Here is a 15,474-nt window from a genome sequence, read left to right as displayed (position 1 = left end):
TAAATGAAAAGCAGAGATTTTGTCCATCTTCATCTTCATAGCCAATATTCCCTACTGGACGGTGCCATACAGATCAATAAGATGATGGATAAGTTAAAAAAATTTGGATCAACTGCAGTGGCGGTCACCGACCATGGTACTATGTACGGTGTGGTGGATTTTTATAAAAAGGCCATTTCAAACAATATAAAGCCGATCATCGGTTGTGAGGTATATGTAGCCCCGGATAACAGAAAAAACAGAAATTATGAAAAAGGGGAAGATAAAAATTACCATCTAATCCTCCTTGCAAAAAACAATAAAGGGTTGAAAAATCTCCAATATCTCGTTTCCTTGGCCCAATTGGAGGGGTTTTACTATAAGCCCAGGATCGATAAAGAGCTTCTGGCAAACTATTCGGAAGGTTTAATCGGCTTATCGGCATGTTTGGCGGGGGAGATACCAAGACAGATCCTAAGGGGTGATTTAAAAGAAGCGGTGAAATCTGCAAAGGAATATGAAGATATCCTAGGGAAAGGGAATTTCTATCTCGAACTTCAGGAAAATGGGATCCCTGATCAGCGGATGGTAAATAGGGAACTTATCACCATAGCAAAGGAGAATCAGCTACCACTTGTGGCCACAAATGACTGTCATTATCTTGAAAAAGGGGACCATGTAGCTCATCAAATACTGATGTGTATCCAGATGCAAACAACCATCTCAAACAGGGACAAACTTGAGTTTCATTCCGACCAGCTATACGTAAAATCACCGGATGAGATGTGGGAGGCTTTTTCCGAAATACCGGAAGCCTGCTTAAATACCCTTAAAATTGCCGAGGAATGCAATGTAACAATAGACCTTGGAAAACTACACCTGCCACAGTATAAAGTTCCTGAAGGATATACGGTGGAATCCTACTTTGAACACCTTGCCAGAACAGGCTTACACAGAAGATTAGCCAGAATCCCGGCGGATGAACATAAAAAGTACATAGATAGATTAAATTTCGAATTAAAGGTAATAACAGAAAAGAACTACGCTGGATACTATCTTATCGTCTGGGATTTCATCAATTATTCAAAAGAAAACGATATCCCTGTTGGACCTGGTAGAGGTTCTGGAGCAGGTTCCCTTGTGGCTTATGCCCTGGGCATTACGGATATAGATCCCATAAAATTTAATCTCCTCTTTGAAAGATTTCTAAATCCCGAACGGAAAAGTATGCCCGACTTCGATATAGATTTCTGCAAAAATAGAAGGGACGAGGTTATAAAATATGTCATTGACAAATATGGAAATGACAGAGTCGCCCAGATTGTAACCTTTGGACAGCTTCTGGCGAGAGGTGTGATCAGGGATGTGGGAAGAGTGCTGGAGATCCCCCTTAAAACGGTGGACAAAGTGGCCAAAATGATCCCCGAGGCCCCCGGTATGACACTTGAAAAAGCCTTAAAAGATGACCCGGATCTTGAAAAAAATATAAAACAGATAGAAAAAGGGGAAGAACTTCTCACCAATGCAAGAAAGTTAGAAGGACTCTTGAGACAAACTGGGATGCATGCTGCAGGGATAGTGATTTCAGACAAACCACTCATAGAATATGTCCCACTTTGTAAAGGGCAGAATGATGAGGTTCTAACACAATACGAAAAAAATACCCTGGAAGAGATTGGACTTGTAAAATTCGACTTTCTGGGTCTAAAAAACCTCACGGTAATAGATGACACTGTTAAGCTTATAAGAAAAAGATACAACAATAACTTTGATATTAATAGCATCCCATTAAACGACAAGAAGACCTATGAACTTTTGTCAAACGGAGAGACAACCGGAGTATTTCAGCTTGAAAGTGCCGGGATGAAAAACCTCCTGAAAAAGTTAAGACCAAATAAGTTTGAAGATATCATAGCTCTTGTGGCCCTTTACCGCCCAGGACCCATAGGCAGTGGCATGCTGGATGACTTCGTAAAAAGGAAACATGGTGAGCAAAATGTCACCTACTTCCTTCCGGAACTGGAGCCGATTCTTCAGGATACCTACGGCATAATAGTCTACCAGGAGCAGGTAATGCAGATAGCACAGGTAATCGCCGGATACAGTCTTGGTAGTGCTGACCTTCTTAGAAGGGCTATGGGGAAGAAAAAACCTGAGGAGATGCAAAAACACAAAGAGATCTTCCTCTATGGTAGCGAGGAACTCAAAATAGAAGGGGCCAAAAAGCGTGGTTTTGATCTAAAAATAGCCGAAGAGATATTCAATCTCATGGAAAAATTCGCCGAATATGGTTTCAACAAGAGTCACTCGGCGGCATACGCCCTAATATCGTATCAAACTGCTTACCTGAAAGCCCATTACCCTGTTGAATATATGTCTCAGCTTTTATCTTCGGAGCTTGATAAAGGTGAAAAGGTGGTGGTCTTTATAGAAGAGTGTAAAAGGATGGGGATCAAGGTTTTACCACCAACTATAAATAAAAGTAGTAAAGATTTCATCATAGACGAAAACTCCATCCGATTTGGCCTTGGTGCCATCAAAAATGTTGGATTTGCCGCCATAGAATCTATCGTACAGGCTCGGGAAAAAGGTGAGTTTAAAAGTATTTACGATTTTTGCAGCAGGGTAGATTTGAGAACTGTAAACAAACGAGTTGTGGAATCACTTATAAAGACAGGTGTATTTGATGAGTTTGGCAAAAAAAGAAAAGTACTCTTAAATGTACTGGATGCGGCAATAGAGGAAGGGCAGAGAAAACAGAAAAACAGAGAGATAGGGATCACAACAGTGGAAGAATTATTGGGTCTTTCCGATACCGAAGAATACTACCCAGATCTTGATGAATTTCAAGAACATGATATACTGAAAATGGAGAAGGAACTTTTAGGCTTTTACCTCACCAATCACCCCCTTTCCTCATACAGCAATATCCTTAATACCCTCACCATTGGATCCAATGATCTGGAGCTGATGGAAGAGGAAAAAGATGTTGTGGTGGGAGGAATCATAAAAAATATCAAAACTCACTTCACCAGAACCGGAGAAAAAATGGCTTTTGTAACCCTGGAGGATCTGGAGGGAAGCTTTGATATTGTGGTATTTGCTTCACTTTACAAAGAATATATACACATTTTAGAGGAAGATAAAATTATAATCGTAAAAGGAAGATACAGTAGCAACGGTGAGAATCGATCTGTAGTGGCAAACGAGATTTTAGAGCCAAACGAAGCAATGGAAAAGCTCATAACATCCATCACCATATATCTAAACCTCACTGGATTCACTGAGGATCGTATTCTAAAACTCAAAAATATCATAGATAATTACAATGGGGAATCTATTGTAAAATTTGTCCTAGAGCAAACGGGGAAGTTTAAAGCTCATTTAAAAATAAATAGCAATCTTAAAGTAAAACCCTGCCTTGCACTATTTTCTCAATTGGATGGCTTTTTGGGTGAAAATAGATATGAAATAGATGTGGATCATTAGAAGATAAATAAACTATCTCAGGGAGGTAATTTATGATACAGGTTTTAACAATCGCAGGTTCTGATAGTGGCGCAGGCGCTGGTATTCAGGCGGATCTGAAAGCGATATCGGCAAATGGTGCCTATGGACTTACGGCCATCACATCCATAACTGCCCAAAACACCCTTGGGGTAACAGACATATTTGATCTTCCACTTTCAATAATATATAGTCAGATAGATTCTATATTCAACGATTTTGAGGTATCCGCCGTTAAAACTGGGATGCTATCTTCGTCAGAAATCATTGAAGTGGTGGTGGACAGGATGAAAAAATATGCGGTTGAAAAACTGGTGGTGGACCCTGTAATGGTAGCAAAAGGTGGTAGTAAGCTGTTAAAGGATTCAGCAATAGATAAATTAAAAAATGAACTGATTCCCCTTGCCTACGTCATAACCCCTAATATTGAAGAAGCTAAAGTTTTATTAGGGATGGATGGAATACAGACCCTTGACGATATGAAAGCTGCTGCGGTGGAATTGAAAAAATTGGGTTGCAAAAATGTGTTATTAAAAGGTGGTCATCTGGATGGTGAATACACCTATGACGTAGCTTACAATGGGGAAGATCTGGAGGTATTTTCTATGCAAAGAATAGATACTAAAAATACCCACGGTACAGGATGTACGATGGCCTCCACATTGGCTGTCAATATTGCTAAAGGATACGACTTTTTCACTTCTGTATTGCTTGCCAAAAGTTATGTGTATAATGCCATACTCCATGCGGCAGATATGAATATCGGTCGGGGTCACGGTCCTTTAAAACATTTCTTTCTCTTCTGATATGTTTTTAAACACTTTATCATCTGGATTTAAAAATGGGGTGAAAGTGAGCTATAAAATGATAATATACACCTTCCCCTTTTATATACTCGTCGATATTCTGAAACAAAGCGGTCTTCTTGCTAAAATAGGTCATTTATGTTCCCCCATAATGCAATTGATAGGGCTTCCAGGTGAAGCTGCAATTGGCATAATATCAGGAATGACATTAAACATGTACACTGCTATTGCAGCCCTTGTACCCCTTCATTTAAATACCAAAGAGATGACTATAGCAGGACTTTTCCTCGGGCTCGCCCATAATCTATTTATTGAAACTGCCGTGTTATCAAGGGCAGGTGCAAATGGAGTATTGATTCTTTCTGTAAGGATAATAGGTGCATTAATAGCTGCGGGGGTATTAAATTTAGTATGGATATAAATATTTTGTCATCTTTACATTCTGCTCTTATTCTGAGTGCAAAGCTTTTCATCGTTATAGTAGCTTTGATGATTATTTATGAGTTTTATGAAAAATCAAAACTATTCGAAATAACACAGCGATACGCCAAATCACCCATTGAAGCAATCGGAATATCCACAAATGCATCCATAACGATGATTGTAGGTTTTATACTTGGTATAACTTACGGTGCCGGAGTTTTGATCAAAAATGCAATGGAAAACAAGATGAACAAACAGGATACCATTCTGTCAGCCATATTCCTTTCTATATGTCATGCGGTCATCGAGGATACGCTGATATTCGTTGCGGTAGGGGCTAATGGATTTATCCTTTTTGGAATCCGATTTGTAATGGCAATAGCCGTAATTATTGCCATACAAAAACTATTTTTTAAGAAAAGAAACATATAGAAATAATAATTGCGGTTGTATTATCCTAAAAACAACCTTTAGGCTGTGGCAAAGGATCTTTCGATAGCCGCCGGGATATCTGAACCGATAGCTTTTGGCTCCTCCTCCAGCTCGATAATGCTATAAAGATCAGTGGAAACTAGAAGGGATCTGGCGAATATATTATTTATAAGATGTCCCGACTTGTAGGCCCTTACGTGACCAAAGAACCTATAACCTATCAGGGAAAGGTCCCCAAGCAGATCCAGAGCCTTGTGTTTTACCAATTCATCAGGCATCCTCAACCCACCGGGATTCAATACTTTGTCATTATCGATTACCACTGCATTATCAAGGGATCCACCTTTCGCAAGTCCCAAAGACCATAGCTGTTCCACATCCTTTTTGAAACCAAAAGTTCTTGCCGGAGCCAACTCCCTTGCAAATGTTTCAGGGGTAATATTCACAAAAGCTTTCTGGTAACCTATAAAAGGGTTGTCAAAATCTATATGGGTGGTAATCTTCATAAATCTTGAAGGGAGCATTTCAATTAGCTTACCATCTTTTTCAATTACAATTTTTCTATTTATTTTCAGGTATTTTCTCTTTCTTGTAAGAGTCTTTATCCCAACTTCATTTATCATATTTACAAACGGAAGGGCACTGCCATCTAATATAGGAACCTCAGCTCCAAAAACCTCCACTAAGACATTATCCACCCCCATACCATAAAAGGCAGCCGAAATATGCTCTATCGTACTTATAGGCAATTCACCACATTTTATTGAAGTGGCAAGCTGTGTGGACAATACACTGAAAGGAGAAATCTTAACACTTTCGGAATTTAATACATCCCCCCTTTTAAACCTTACACCAAAGTCTGCAGGAGCGGGGTGGACTCTCACCTGAATCTCTTTACCAGAATGCAAACCGATTCCGGAGAATCTTATTTCTGAACAAATTGTAGTTTGATAAGCGCTATAATTTTTCATATTTTTTAATAAGCAAATAGTATGCCAATAATAAAATCTATATCTAATAGCATCTATAAAATAAATTGTAATAAAAATTTTACATTTTCCACAGAAAACTGTATATTTTTTTATACAGCTGAATGTTCCAGGTTGGCAAATTTTGTAAATTCTTTCAAGAATGCAAGCTCCACTGTTCCTGTGGGACCATTTCTATGCTTGGCTATTATTATCTCTGCCACACCTGGTTTTTTTGTATCTTTATTGTATACTTCATCCCTGTAGAGGAATATTATTATGTCGGCATCCTGCTCAATGGCGCCAGACTCCCTTAGATCGGATGGCACAGGCCTTTTGTCCTGTCTATTTTCCACACTTCTATTAAGCTGAGAAAGTGCAATCACCGGCACATCAAGTTCCTTGGCAAGAGCTTTAAGTGATCTGGATATTTCTGAGATCTGTTGCTCTCTACTCTCTCCTTTGTTGCTACTCATAAGCTGAAGATAATCTATTATAATAAGATCAAGCCCCCTTTCCCTTTTTATCCTTCTGGATTTTGCCCTCACCTCTGTAACGGATATGGCTGGTGTATCATCTATGTAAAACTGTATCTCATTGAGTTCTCCAGCCACCGAAGCCAATCTCTGCCACTCATCCATCGAAAGTCTACCATTTCTCAGTTTTTGAGACTCGATATTCGCTTCCGCAGACAAAAGCCTCTGAACTAACTGACCCGAAGACATTTCAAGGGAAAACATCGCAATCACTTTATTGTATTTTACGCAGGCATTAAGAGCTAAATTTAGGGCAAATGCCGTTTTACCCATCGCTGGTCTACCTGCCACAATGATAAGATCCGATTTCTGAAGTCCATTGGTAATTTTATCTAAATCCACAAATCCAGTTGGGGTTCCGGTGATCTGCCCCTGTCTATGATACAACGATTCTATAATTTCAAAGGTATGACTTATAATATTACCTATAGGCTTTATATCCCCTCTAATTCTGGATTCTGCAATTGCAAATATCTTCCTTTCTGCTTCATCCAGAAGCTCATTTAGATCACCGGTATAACCATAGGCCATTTCAGATATCTCCACAGACCGTTCAATCAGTTTCCTCTGGAGGCTTTTTTCCCTCACAATATTGGCATAGTGCACAACATTGGCGGCGTTTGGCAATATATTCACCAGGGATGAGATATATTCCATACCCCCAGCCTTTTCGATGAGATTCTCAGAAATCAATCGTTCTGCTAAAGTTACCAGATCTATTGCTCTACCTTCCTCCTGCAACTCAAGCATCTTCTGCATAATCAACCTATTGTAGGGGATATAAAAATCATCTGCATTTATGATATGCGTAATTCTATCCAGAGATCTACTGTCAATTAATATAGATGCTAACACAGCCTGTTCAGCTTCGATACTGTGGGGTAATGTCTTAAAATTATTGTTGTTCATCAACCTTTAAAATAAACTCCCCTTTTATCTCTTTATACAGATTCACTTTAATCTTATATTCACCCAATTCCTTAATAGGATTTTTCAAATCTATATGCTTCTTATCTATGCAGATCCCCATCTTCTCCAGCTCTTCGGCTATTTCGGTATTGGTGATAGCTCCAAAAAGTCTCCCCTTATCACCAGCTTTCCTTTTAAGAATAAGATTTGTGCCATTTAACTTTTCCGCAAGCTTTTTTGCCTCTTCTATCTTATTCTGCTCCGCAAGAGCTTCCTGCTCTTTTTTTCTTTTCAAATTATTTAGATTTGCTTCAGTGGCTTCAATCGCCAGATTATTTTTGAAAAGAAAATTTCTTGCGTACCCCTCTTTTACCTCTTTTATCTCCCCTGCTTTTGCCACATTTTTAACATCCTTAAGAAATATAACCTTCATCCTCTATTACCTCCGATATCAGCCTTTTGATAAGATTATAAGGATAACCTTTTCTATAAAAATAAGCAACTGTCTTCTCATAATCATTATGATATTTATGCAATTTTTCTGCTATCTTCCTTTTTAATTCTTCCTCTTCCAAAAGATACGCACCAATTTCCGAAATTGATATATCCACCCCTTTTTCCATCAACTTTTTCTTGATCAAATACTGTCCGTACCCTTTTTTAAGTTGAGACTTTATAAACTGCTCTAATACCCTATTGTCATCAATATATCTTAAATCCTTCAATTTTTTTATTACCACTTCCACCTCATCACTATTTTCAAACTTTTTAACAAGCTTCCCCTTCAATTCAGACTCAAAATAATCCTTTTTGCTAAGTAGTCTTATGGCATACTTTAATATATCATCTATCATCCACACCCCAGGTATCTGAAGAGCTACTAATACCTTTGATTTTGAGTTTGAAGTCATCTGGTCTTTTGACATATTTGAGGGCTTCTTCCACCGTTACAAGGTCAGCTTTGTAGAGATCGTACAGAGATTGATCAAAGCTCTGACTACCGTATACCGATTTCCCCTGCTCGATGTAATCATTGATCATCTGAGTTTTATCTTTGTCTATGATACACTCTTTTATCGTTGCAGTATTTATCATCACTTCCACCGCAGGGATCCTACCTGTGCCATCCTTTCTCTGAACCAATCTCATAGATATTATGGCCCTCAATACAGAAGCGAGCTGTATTCTCACCTGTTTCTGGTGATATGGTGGAAATATTGAGATGATCCTGTTGATAGTCTCTGGAGCATCTAAAGTATGAAGTGTGCTCATAACAAGGTGTCCTGTTTCGGCTGCATGAAGGGCAGTCTCAATCGTTTCAAGGTCTCTCATCTCACCCACCAGTATCACATCCGGATCCTGACGGAGTGATCTCTTTAAAGCTTCCGCAAATGAGAGGGTATCTGTACCTATTTCTCGCTGAGAAATAATCGATTTTTTGTCTCTATGTAAAAATTCTATAGGGTCTTCAATCGTTATGATATTCACATCATCGTTTGTATTTATATAATCTATCATCCCCGCAAGGGTGGTGGACTTACCACTTCCCGTAGTACCTGTTACAAGTATCAATCCTCTTTGTTCCTCCGCTATCTTAGATATTACCTTGGGTAAACCAAGACTATCCAGAGATGGAATCTCATGAGGTATCACCCTGAATACTAAAGCCACTGTGCCCCTCTGGATATAAGCGTTTACCCTGAATCTTGCAAAACCTGCCACACTATATGAAAAATCAGCCTCATACTGCTCCTTAAATTTAGCTTTTACGTGGTTGCTCATTACCATTCCGGCAATTTTTAGAGTATCCTCCGGTGTTAATCTTGGGAAATCGATGGATGGGATAAGCTGTCCATTTATTCTAAAGATGGGATTTTTCCCTGCCTTTATATGGATATCTGATGCTTTTTTAGTAAAAGCAAGTTTTAATATATCATCGATCACACTATCCTCCATAACTTTTATAATTAACTAAAATGAGGGTGGAATCCCACCCTCATTGGAAAATCATATTAGCAATATTTGAATCTTTTGATATCCTAATCAGTTTTCCACCGTTGGCAAACCAAGTTTTTTCCGAATCTCCAATTCAATCTCTTTCATAATTTCCGGATTATCTTTTAGATACTGTCTGGCGTTCTCTTTCCCCTGCCCAATCTTGGTATCTTTATAGCTAAACCAGGCACCTGACTTCCCTATTAATCCCTCTTCGACACCCAGATCTATCAATATCCCCTCTTTGGATACACCTGTCCCGTATAAAATATCGAATTTAGCCTGTTTGAAAGGTGGGGCCACTTTATTTTTGACAACTTTTGCCACAGTTTCACTTCCGACATTCTCCTCTTTATCTTTTAAATGACCCGATCTTTTAACTTCAATTCTAATTGTGGCATAAAATTTCAGTGCATTACCACCAGTGGTTGTCTCAGGGTTCCCGTATGATATCCCTATCTTTTGTCTTGTTTGGTTTATAAACACAAGGGCTGTCTTGGATTTATTCACAATTGCGGTAAGCTTTCTCAATGCCTGACTCATAAGTCTTGCCTGCAGACCCATAAAAGAATCCCCCATATCCCCTTCTATCTCAGCTTTAGGGGTGAGGGCTGCCACAGAGTCTATCACTATGATATCGATAGCTCCACTTCTCACAAGAGTCTCGGCAATCTCAAGGGCAGCTTCTCCGTTGTCCGGCTGACTTACAAAAAGATTATCCACATCAACCCCTATTGCCTTTGCATAAACAGGATCCATTGCATGTTCGGCATCTATAAAGGCAGCTATACCACCCAGTTTTTGTGCTTCAGCTATCATATGAAAAGCAACTGTCGTCTTACCACTCGATTCACTGCCAAATATTTCAATAATTCTACCCCGAGGAATCCCCCCAACCCCCAACGCCGCATCAAGTGTGAGTATACCAGTGGGGATAACAGGTGGCTTTTCAATCGCTTTATCACCCAATTTCATTACAGCCCCTTTGCCAAAATCTTTTTCTATCTTGCTAAGGGCTGCATCCAGGGCTTTTAATTTCTCATTGTCCATACTATTCCTCCTGACCTGATTCTGAATTAGTGATATTATACACTAAAAAATAAAAAAAACAAAGTAAAAGCTAAGTTTATCTTTCAAATATACAGAATATCTTATATTTAAACTTTTACTTTAAAAACCCCCACAAGCCTATCTAAATTTTCAACAATCTTTTCAAGATTATTAATTGTATTCACACTTATATCAATGGCTGATTTAATATCATTTGCACTCTGCAATACCTTATCAGTCTGCTCAGCCAATTCATTCATAGCAACAGATTGCTCTTTAATGGATAGATTTATTTCAGCTATTTTATTTTTGAGTTCTTTTATCATATTAGAAATCATATTAAAAACACTCTGCACTTCTGATATCTTCCCAATCTCAACAGGTACAACATCATTCACCGTTTCTATTTTCTGCTGTACGTTATTTGATTGCATGGTAATATCTTTTGCTAACTTTTCTATCTCTTTAGTGGAATCAGATGTCTTACCTGCAAGTTTTCTAACTTCATCTGCGACAACAGCAAACCCCCTACCATGCTCTCCAGCTCTTGCCGCTTCTATAGCAACATTCAATGCAAGCAAGTTAGTTTGATCAGCTATATCATTTATTACACTCACAACATCCTGTATCATACTCACATTTTCAATAAATTTCTCAAATATATCCATTAATTGGGATGTTTCTTCACCTATATTATTTATACTGATTATACTATCTTCCACATTTCTGTTTCCTCTTACTATCGACATATCAATTTCTTCAGACATTTCTGTAAGATTATTAGAATTTTCAGCTACTACGTGCACTTTCGAATTCATCTCTTCTATAGCGGATGATAAAGATGAGACAATATCGCTGAGTAAACTTGCCGTTTGATCGAGCTGCTCCATCATCACGGTTATCTTTTTTGTTTCTTCCTTATTTTCATTTGAATGATCCATAACTTTTTTGATGATCCTTTCCAGTTTAGCTACAGTCTGAACAGATTTTCTATAGATTACATCTTCACGTTGTAAATATCTTCGATGTAAGAATTACCCTTTTTAATCTGCATAAATGAATATGCGAAATGATTATGATTATAGTAAATAAAGAAATAAAAGATAAAGCAAGCTTGTATTTCACACTCATAAAATGCCTCCTAAGGATATTAACTAATTAAATCAAATCAAATTTTTTTGGATAAAAAAAAGGCAGACCTTTTAAGTCTGCCTTACACACTATGGTATTAATCTCTCTGAGGTTTCCATCCGGAAAAAATGGAGCTAATTTCTCCAGATTGGGTCTTAAAGTCAAAAAGGACGGCACTGTAAATATGGTTGATAACAAATCCTCCAATTAGAAACATAACCAGGTAATGAAAAAATCTAATCCACTGATTACTTGCGATCGAGAATACCCATCCGGTTAACGCAGAGAGAGTGCTATCAGGATTTGCCTGTGCCCATAGGGCAAAACCCGTAATAATCTGCAGGATAAACAGGTTGAAAAGTACGATGTATGCCATTAATGCCACTGGGTTGTGTCCAAGCGTATGTGGTGGATTCTTCTCAAGAAAAATATAATATTTAAAATAACTCATCAGTATCTTTCTATCCTTCTTGTTTAAAGGGTTTGCAAATGATTTCCAGCTTGCGTATCTGTTCCCCACAAAAAGCCAGTAAAGCCTGATGATAATACTCACCGCAAACACTATCCCCGTCAGATAATGGATATATCTGACAGTACCCATAATGTATGGTGGATAGTACATATCGTGAACATCTATAAAGGGATTATGTATGTAATAACCTGTGATACTCAAGATGATGATTGAAAATACGTTTACCCAGTGGGTTATCCTTACAGGCCCTTCCCATACATATATAAACCGCTTAGCGGCACAGTAATTTGTATTAGCCATAAACACCTCCTACAGTACCTTTACTTTGGACTGTAGCTCACCCTTTTCATCATATACATGAACAGCACACGCAAGGCATGGGTCAAAAGAGTGTATAGTTCTTAATATCTCAAGAGGCTTCTTGGGATCTGCAATAGGTGTACCTATAAGAGATTCCTCATACTGTCCCCTAATACCTTTAGCATCTCTTGGAGATGCGTTCCAGGTAGAAGGAACCACTGCCTGATAATTTTTTATCTTTTTGTCCTCTACCACGATCCAGTGGCCAAGGGCTCCTCTCGGAGCTTCATGCCAACCATAGCCCTTTGCGGATTGTGGCCAATGCTCTGGATCCCATTTTTCACCATTGTGAATTGATAAATCGCCAGTTTTAATGTTTGCCACGAGCATATCCACCCATTTTGGAAGTCTGTTTACAACTATGAGGGTCTCAATAGCCCTTGCCGCTGTTCTACCTAAAGTGGAGAAAAGAACCTCAGGTCCCACACCAAGCTTTTTCAATACGGCATCAACTGTTTCTTTTATCTCCTTGTGCCCTTTTGCATACCCTATCAGCATCCTAGATAGAGGTCCCACCTCCATAGCCTTATCATCATATCTTGGGGCTTTTACCCATGAATATTTTTTATCCGTTTCCAGATACTCATACGGAGGTTTTGGGCCTGTGTATTTCCATATCAGCTCACCTTCGTATGGGTGTTTGGCCTTATCATCACCACCTGTGTACTCATACCATGAATGGGTCACATATTCTGTAATTTTTTCTTGCGCTACAGGTAAAACTTTTGACAGATCACCATTTAAAATCATACCAGATGGGAACCATAGGTCATTCGGGAATCCATTTTGTCCTTCAGGGAACTCACCATAAGAGAGATAATTTTTATGACCAGTACCTATTTTTGCCCATTCAAGATAAAATGGGGCAACTGCAAGAACATCAGGGATATAAACCTGCTCCACAAATTCCTTTGCCATTGCGAAGTACTTATTTATCATGGCTATTTTATCCGCATTAAGTGCATTTTGGCTGGTTGGGTCAACAGGGATAGACATACCGCCCACAAGGAATGTCTGTGGATGTGGATTCTTAGATCCCAATATTGCATGAACCTTGATAATCTCTTTTTGAAGATTCAAAGCTTCCAGATAGTGGGCAACCGCCATAAGATTTGCTTCAGGTGGAAGCTTGTATGCTGGGTGCCCCCAATACGCATTACCAAAAGGCCCAAGTCTTCCGGTCTTTGCAAAAGCTGCAACCTTATCCTGTACCCCTTTAAAATAAGACTCACTGGAATATTTCCAAGGAGAGATAGATTGCTGTAATGCAGCTGTCTTTTTGGGATCCGCTTTTAAAGCAGAAACAATATCCACCCAGTCAAGGGCATGTAAATGATAAAAATGGATCACATGATCCTGTACAAGCTGAATACCTATTATGAGATTTCTTATCATTTCAGCATTAAAAGGGATTTTTATATTAAGGGCGTTTTCCACAGCTCGTATGGAGGCTATTGAGTGAACCGTCGTACAAACACCACAAAACCTCTGGGTAAAATACCATGCATCCCTTGGGTCTCTACCCTGAAGAATCTTTTCTACGCCCCTAAACATTGTGGAGCTTGACCATGCATCAGTAATCTTACCATTTTCCACCACTGCTTCTATTCTTAAGTGACCCTCTATCCTTGTAATAGGATCCACAACTATTTTTTGTGCCATAAAGCCCCCTTATTTATTCTCTTCTTCTATTTCTACTTCGTTATTTTCGACTTTTTTGATAAGCCCTCTATTCCTGATAAGGCTGACGATGCCATGAGTACCAAAAATAACTGCAGAAGCCCCCACAACAGCAGTACCAATTTTAGTAGCAGTGGACTCCACTCCAAATCCCGGTACATTTGGCAACCTATTGTAGAGTGGCGTCATGGTATCCCAGAATCCAGGTTCACTGCATCCTGCACATCCGTGTCCAGCCATAACAGGCCAGCTTAAACCATCATTCCAGCGTATAGTTGGACAATTATGGAAAGTTTCAGGACCTTTACACCCCATTTTGTATAAACACCACCCTTTCCGATGGGCATCATCGCCCCATGCTTCCACAAACTGACCAGCATCAAAATGCGCCCTTCTCTCGCAATTGTCGTGTATCCTCTTGCCATAGGCAAATTTTGGTCTGAGAAATTTGTCAAGGGCAGGAGCAGCACCAAAAAGAAGATAATGAACTATTGTTCCGGTTAGGTTATCCACATTCATAGGACAACCAGGAAGATTGATTACAGTTTTATGCGGTAAAATATCTTTTACACCCTTTGCCCCAGTTGGGTTTGGATATGCCGCCGGTAGCCCACCATAAGCAGCACAAGTCCCAACAGCTATTATAAATGCAGCCCCTTCACCAGCCTCTTTCAGGATATCAAGGGCGGTTTTCCCACCAATAGTACAGTATACTCCGTCATCCTTAGTTGGTATAGAACCTTCCACCACGACTATATATTTTCCTTTATATTTTTCCAGAGTACCTTTTTTGGCCTCTTCCGCCTGAAAACCTGCGGCAGCCATTATCGTTTCATGATAATCTATTGACAGATGATCCAGTACAAGCTCGGCCACGGTAGGTCTATCTGCCCTCAATAGAGATTCTGAATCACCAGCACAATCCTGAAACTCAAGCCAGATGACTGGAGGCCTATTATCAGATTCAATAGCTTCCGCAACCCTTGGTGCCAAAGCAGGAGAGAGTGCCAACATACCACTTAAAGCAGTACAATACTTCAAAAAATCCCTTCTACTAATACCGTACTCTTTTAAAAAATCAGTTACTCTGGACATATATATCCTCCATGTAAGTTATCCTTAACGATATTATAACTAAATAAAATCTCTTGTCAACTAAAATATAAATGAATTATATTTTTAAATTTACACGTATTTTACAATAATTTAACTTAAAATAAAAAAAG

At 38.9% G+C, this 15,474-nt stretch carries 14 protein-coding genes; 4 read left to right on the top strand and 10 right to left on the bottom strand.

The features are described from left to right. Positions 1–3 precede the first annotated feature (3 nt). Genes ACP5Q2_RS06715 through ACP5Q2_RS06700 form a run of 4 tightly spaced genes read left to right on the top strand, consistent with a single transcriptional unit; the run spans position 4 to position 5,147 of the window. Positions 4–3,468 carry a DNA polymerase III subunit alpha gene (locus ACP5Q2_RS06715; RefSeq protein WP_428098501.1) on the top strand — a complete coding sequence of 1,155 codons (3,465 nt, stop codon included), beginning with the start codon at positions 4–6 and terminating at the stop codon, positions 3,466–3,468. Between the two features lie 32 nt (positions 3,469–3,500). Then, a complete protein-coding gene (gene thiD / locus ACP5Q2_RS06710; RefSeq protein WP_428098499.1) occupies positions 3,501–4,292 on the top strand; it encodes a bifunctional hydroxymethylpyrimidine kinase/phosphomethylpyrimidine kinase in 792 nt (263 codons plus the stop codon). A gap of 46 nt (positions 4,293–4,338) precedes the next feature. After that, positions 4,339–4,713: a nucleoside recognition domain-containing protein gene (locus tag ACP5Q2_RS06705; protein WP_428098496.1), complete on the top strand. Its 375-nt coding sequence runs from the start codon at positions 4,339–4,341 to the stop codon at positions 4,711–4,713. Next, positions 4,704–5,147, top strand: coding sequence for a nucleoside recognition protein (locus tag ACP5Q2_RS06700; RefSeq protein WP_428098493.1), 444 nt, complete (start codon positions 4,704–4,706; stop codon positions 5,145–5,147). The genes ACP5Q2_RS06705 and ACP5Q2_RS06700 overlap by 10 nt, the downstream gene beginning before the upstream one ends. A gap of 38 nt (positions 5,148–5,185) precedes the next feature. On the opposite strand, the gene lpxC is transcribed toward ACP5Q2_RS06700, so the two are convergent. The 10 genes from lpxC to ACP5Q2_RS06650 form a co-directional block, all read right to left on the bottom strand. After that, the gene (gene lpxC, locus ACP5Q2_RS06695) at positions 5,186–6,118 is read right to left on the bottom strand and encodes a UDP-3-O-acyl-N-acetylglucosamine deacetylase (RefSeq protein ID WP_428098491.1); all 933 of its coding nucleotides are present in this window, start codon (positions 6,116–6,118) and stop codon (positions 5,186–5,188) included. Between the two features lie 110 nt (positions 6,119–6,228). Beyond that, the gene (gene dnaB, locus ACP5Q2_RS06690; protein ID WP_424605119.1) at positions 6,229–7,560 is read right to left on the bottom strand and encodes a replicative DNA helicase; all 1,332 of its coding nucleotides are present in this window, start codon (positions 7,558–7,560) and stop codon (positions 6,229–6,231) included. Further along, positions 7,547–7,993 carry a 50S ribosomal protein L9 gene (gene rplI, locus ACP5Q2_RS06685; protein ID WP_424605120.1) on the bottom strand — a complete coding sequence of 149 codons (447 nt, stop codon included), beginning with the start codon at positions 7,991–7,993 and terminating at the stop codon, positions 7,547–7,549. Before rplI ends, dnaB begins: the two co-directional genes overlap by 14 nt. Then, a complete protein-coding gene (locus tag ACP5Q2_RS06680) occupies positions 7,974–8,414 on the bottom strand; it encodes a regulatory protein RecX (RefSeq protein WP_428098487.1) in 441 nt (146 codons plus the stop codon). The genes rplI and ACP5Q2_RS06680 overlap by 20 nt, the downstream gene beginning before the upstream one ends. Then, entirely contained in the window at positions 8,404–9,516 is a 1,113-nt protein-coding gene (locus ACP5Q2_RS06675; protein WP_428098484.1) for a type IV pilus twitching motility protein PilT, read from the bottom strand. The genes ACP5Q2_RS06680 and ACP5Q2_RS06675 overlap by 11 nt, the downstream gene beginning before the upstream one ends. A gap of 87 nt (positions 9,517–9,603) precedes the next feature. Then, positions 9,604–10,605 carry a recombinase RecA gene (gene recA, locus ACP5Q2_RS06670; RefSeq protein WP_424605123.1) on the bottom strand — a complete coding sequence of 334 codons (1,002 nt, stop codon included), beginning with the start codon at positions 10,603–10,605 and terminating at the stop codon, positions 9,604–9,606. Positions 10,606–10,712: 107 nt separating this feature from the next. Continuing rightward, positions 10,713–11,546, bottom strand: coding sequence for a methyl-accepting chemotaxis protein (locus tag ACP5Q2_RS06665; protein WP_428098481.1), 834 nt, complete (start codon positions 11,544–11,546; stop codon positions 10,713–10,715). 287 nt (positions 11,547–11,833) lie between these two features. Continuing rightward, positions 11,834–12,508, bottom strand: a complete 675-nt coding sequence (gene cybH / locus ACP5Q2_RS06660; protein WP_428098477.1) for a Ni/Fe-hydrogenase, b-type cytochrome subunit — start codon at positions 12,506–12,508, stop codon at positions 11,834–11,836. 9 nt (positions 12,509–12,517) lie between these two features. Further along, positions 12,518–14,230, bottom strand: a complete 1,713-nt coding sequence (locus tag ACP5Q2_RS06655; RefSeq protein ID WP_428098474.1) for a nickel-dependent hydrogenase large subunit — start codon at positions 14,228–14,230, stop codon at positions 12,518–12,520. A gap of 9 nt (positions 14,231–14,239) precedes the next feature. Continuing rightward, positions 14,240–15,343, bottom strand: coding sequence for a hydrogenase small subunit (locus tag ACP5Q2_RS06650; RefSeq protein ID WP_428098471.1), 1,104 nt, complete (start codon positions 15,341–15,343; stop codon positions 14,240–14,242). Between the last annotated feature and the right edge of the window lie 131 nt (positions 15,344–15,474).

Origin of the sequence: Calditerrivibrio sp. (assembly GCF_049968475.1) — a bacterium.
GTDB classification, from domain to species: domain Bacteria; phylum Chrysiogenota; class Deferribacteres; order Deferribacterales; family Calditerrivibrionaceae; genus Calditerrivibrio; species Calditerrivibrio nitroreducens_A.
Note: the sequence above shows the minus strand (reverse complement) of the source record. Positions and strands in the feature narration are given on the sequence as shown.

Coding starts and splice junctions, on each gene's coding strand:
- ACP5Q2_RS06700 (WP_428098493.1), top strand. CDS start 4,704: ATGGATATAAATATTTTGTCATCTTTACATTCTGCTCTTATTCTGAGT.
- ACP5Q2_RS06655 (WP_428098474.1), bottom strand. CDS start 14,230: ATGGCACAAAAAATAGTTGTGGATCCTATTACAAGGATAGAGGGTCAC.
- ACP5Q2_RS06650 (WP_428098471.1), bottom strand. CDS start 15,343: ATGTCCAGAGTAACTGATTTTTTAAAAGAGTACGGTATTAGTAGAAGG.
- ACP5Q2_RS06715 (WP_428098501.1), top strand. CDS start 4: ATGAAAAGCAGAGATTTTGTCCATCTTCATCTTCATAGCCAATATTCC.
- ACP5Q2_RS06665 (WP_428098481.1), bottom strand. CDS start 11,546: ATGGATCATTCAAATGAAAATAAGGAAGAAACAAAAAAGATAACCGTG.
- ACP5Q2_RS06675 (WP_428098484.1), bottom strand. CDS start 9,516: ATGGAGGATAGTGTGATCGATGATATATTAAAACTTGCTTTTACTAAA.
- recA (WP_424605123.1), bottom strand. CDS start 10,605: ATGGACAATGAGAAATTAAAAGCCCTGGATGCAGCCCTTAGCAAGATA.
- dnaB (WP_424605119.1), bottom strand. CDS start 7,560: ATGAACAACAATAATTTTAAGACATTACCCCACAGTATCGAAGCTGAA.
- thiD (WP_428098499.1), top strand. CDS start 3,501: ATGATACAGGTTTTAACAATCGCAGGTTCTGATAGTGGCGCAGGCGCT.
- lpxC (WP_428098491.1), bottom strand. CDS start 6,118: ATGAAAAATTATAGCGCTTATCAAACTACAATTTGTTCAGAAATAAGA.
- ACP5Q2_RS06680 (WP_428098487.1), bottom strand. CDS start 8,414: ATGATAGATGATATATTAAAGTATGCCATAAGACTACTTAGCAAAAAG.
- rplI (WP_424605120.1), bottom strand. CDS start 7,993: ATGAAGGTTATATTTCTTAAGGATGTTAAAAATGTGGCAAAAGCAGGG.
- cybH (WP_428098477.1), bottom strand. CDS start 12,508: ATGGCTAATACAAATTACTGTGCCGCTAAGCGGTTTATATATGTATGG.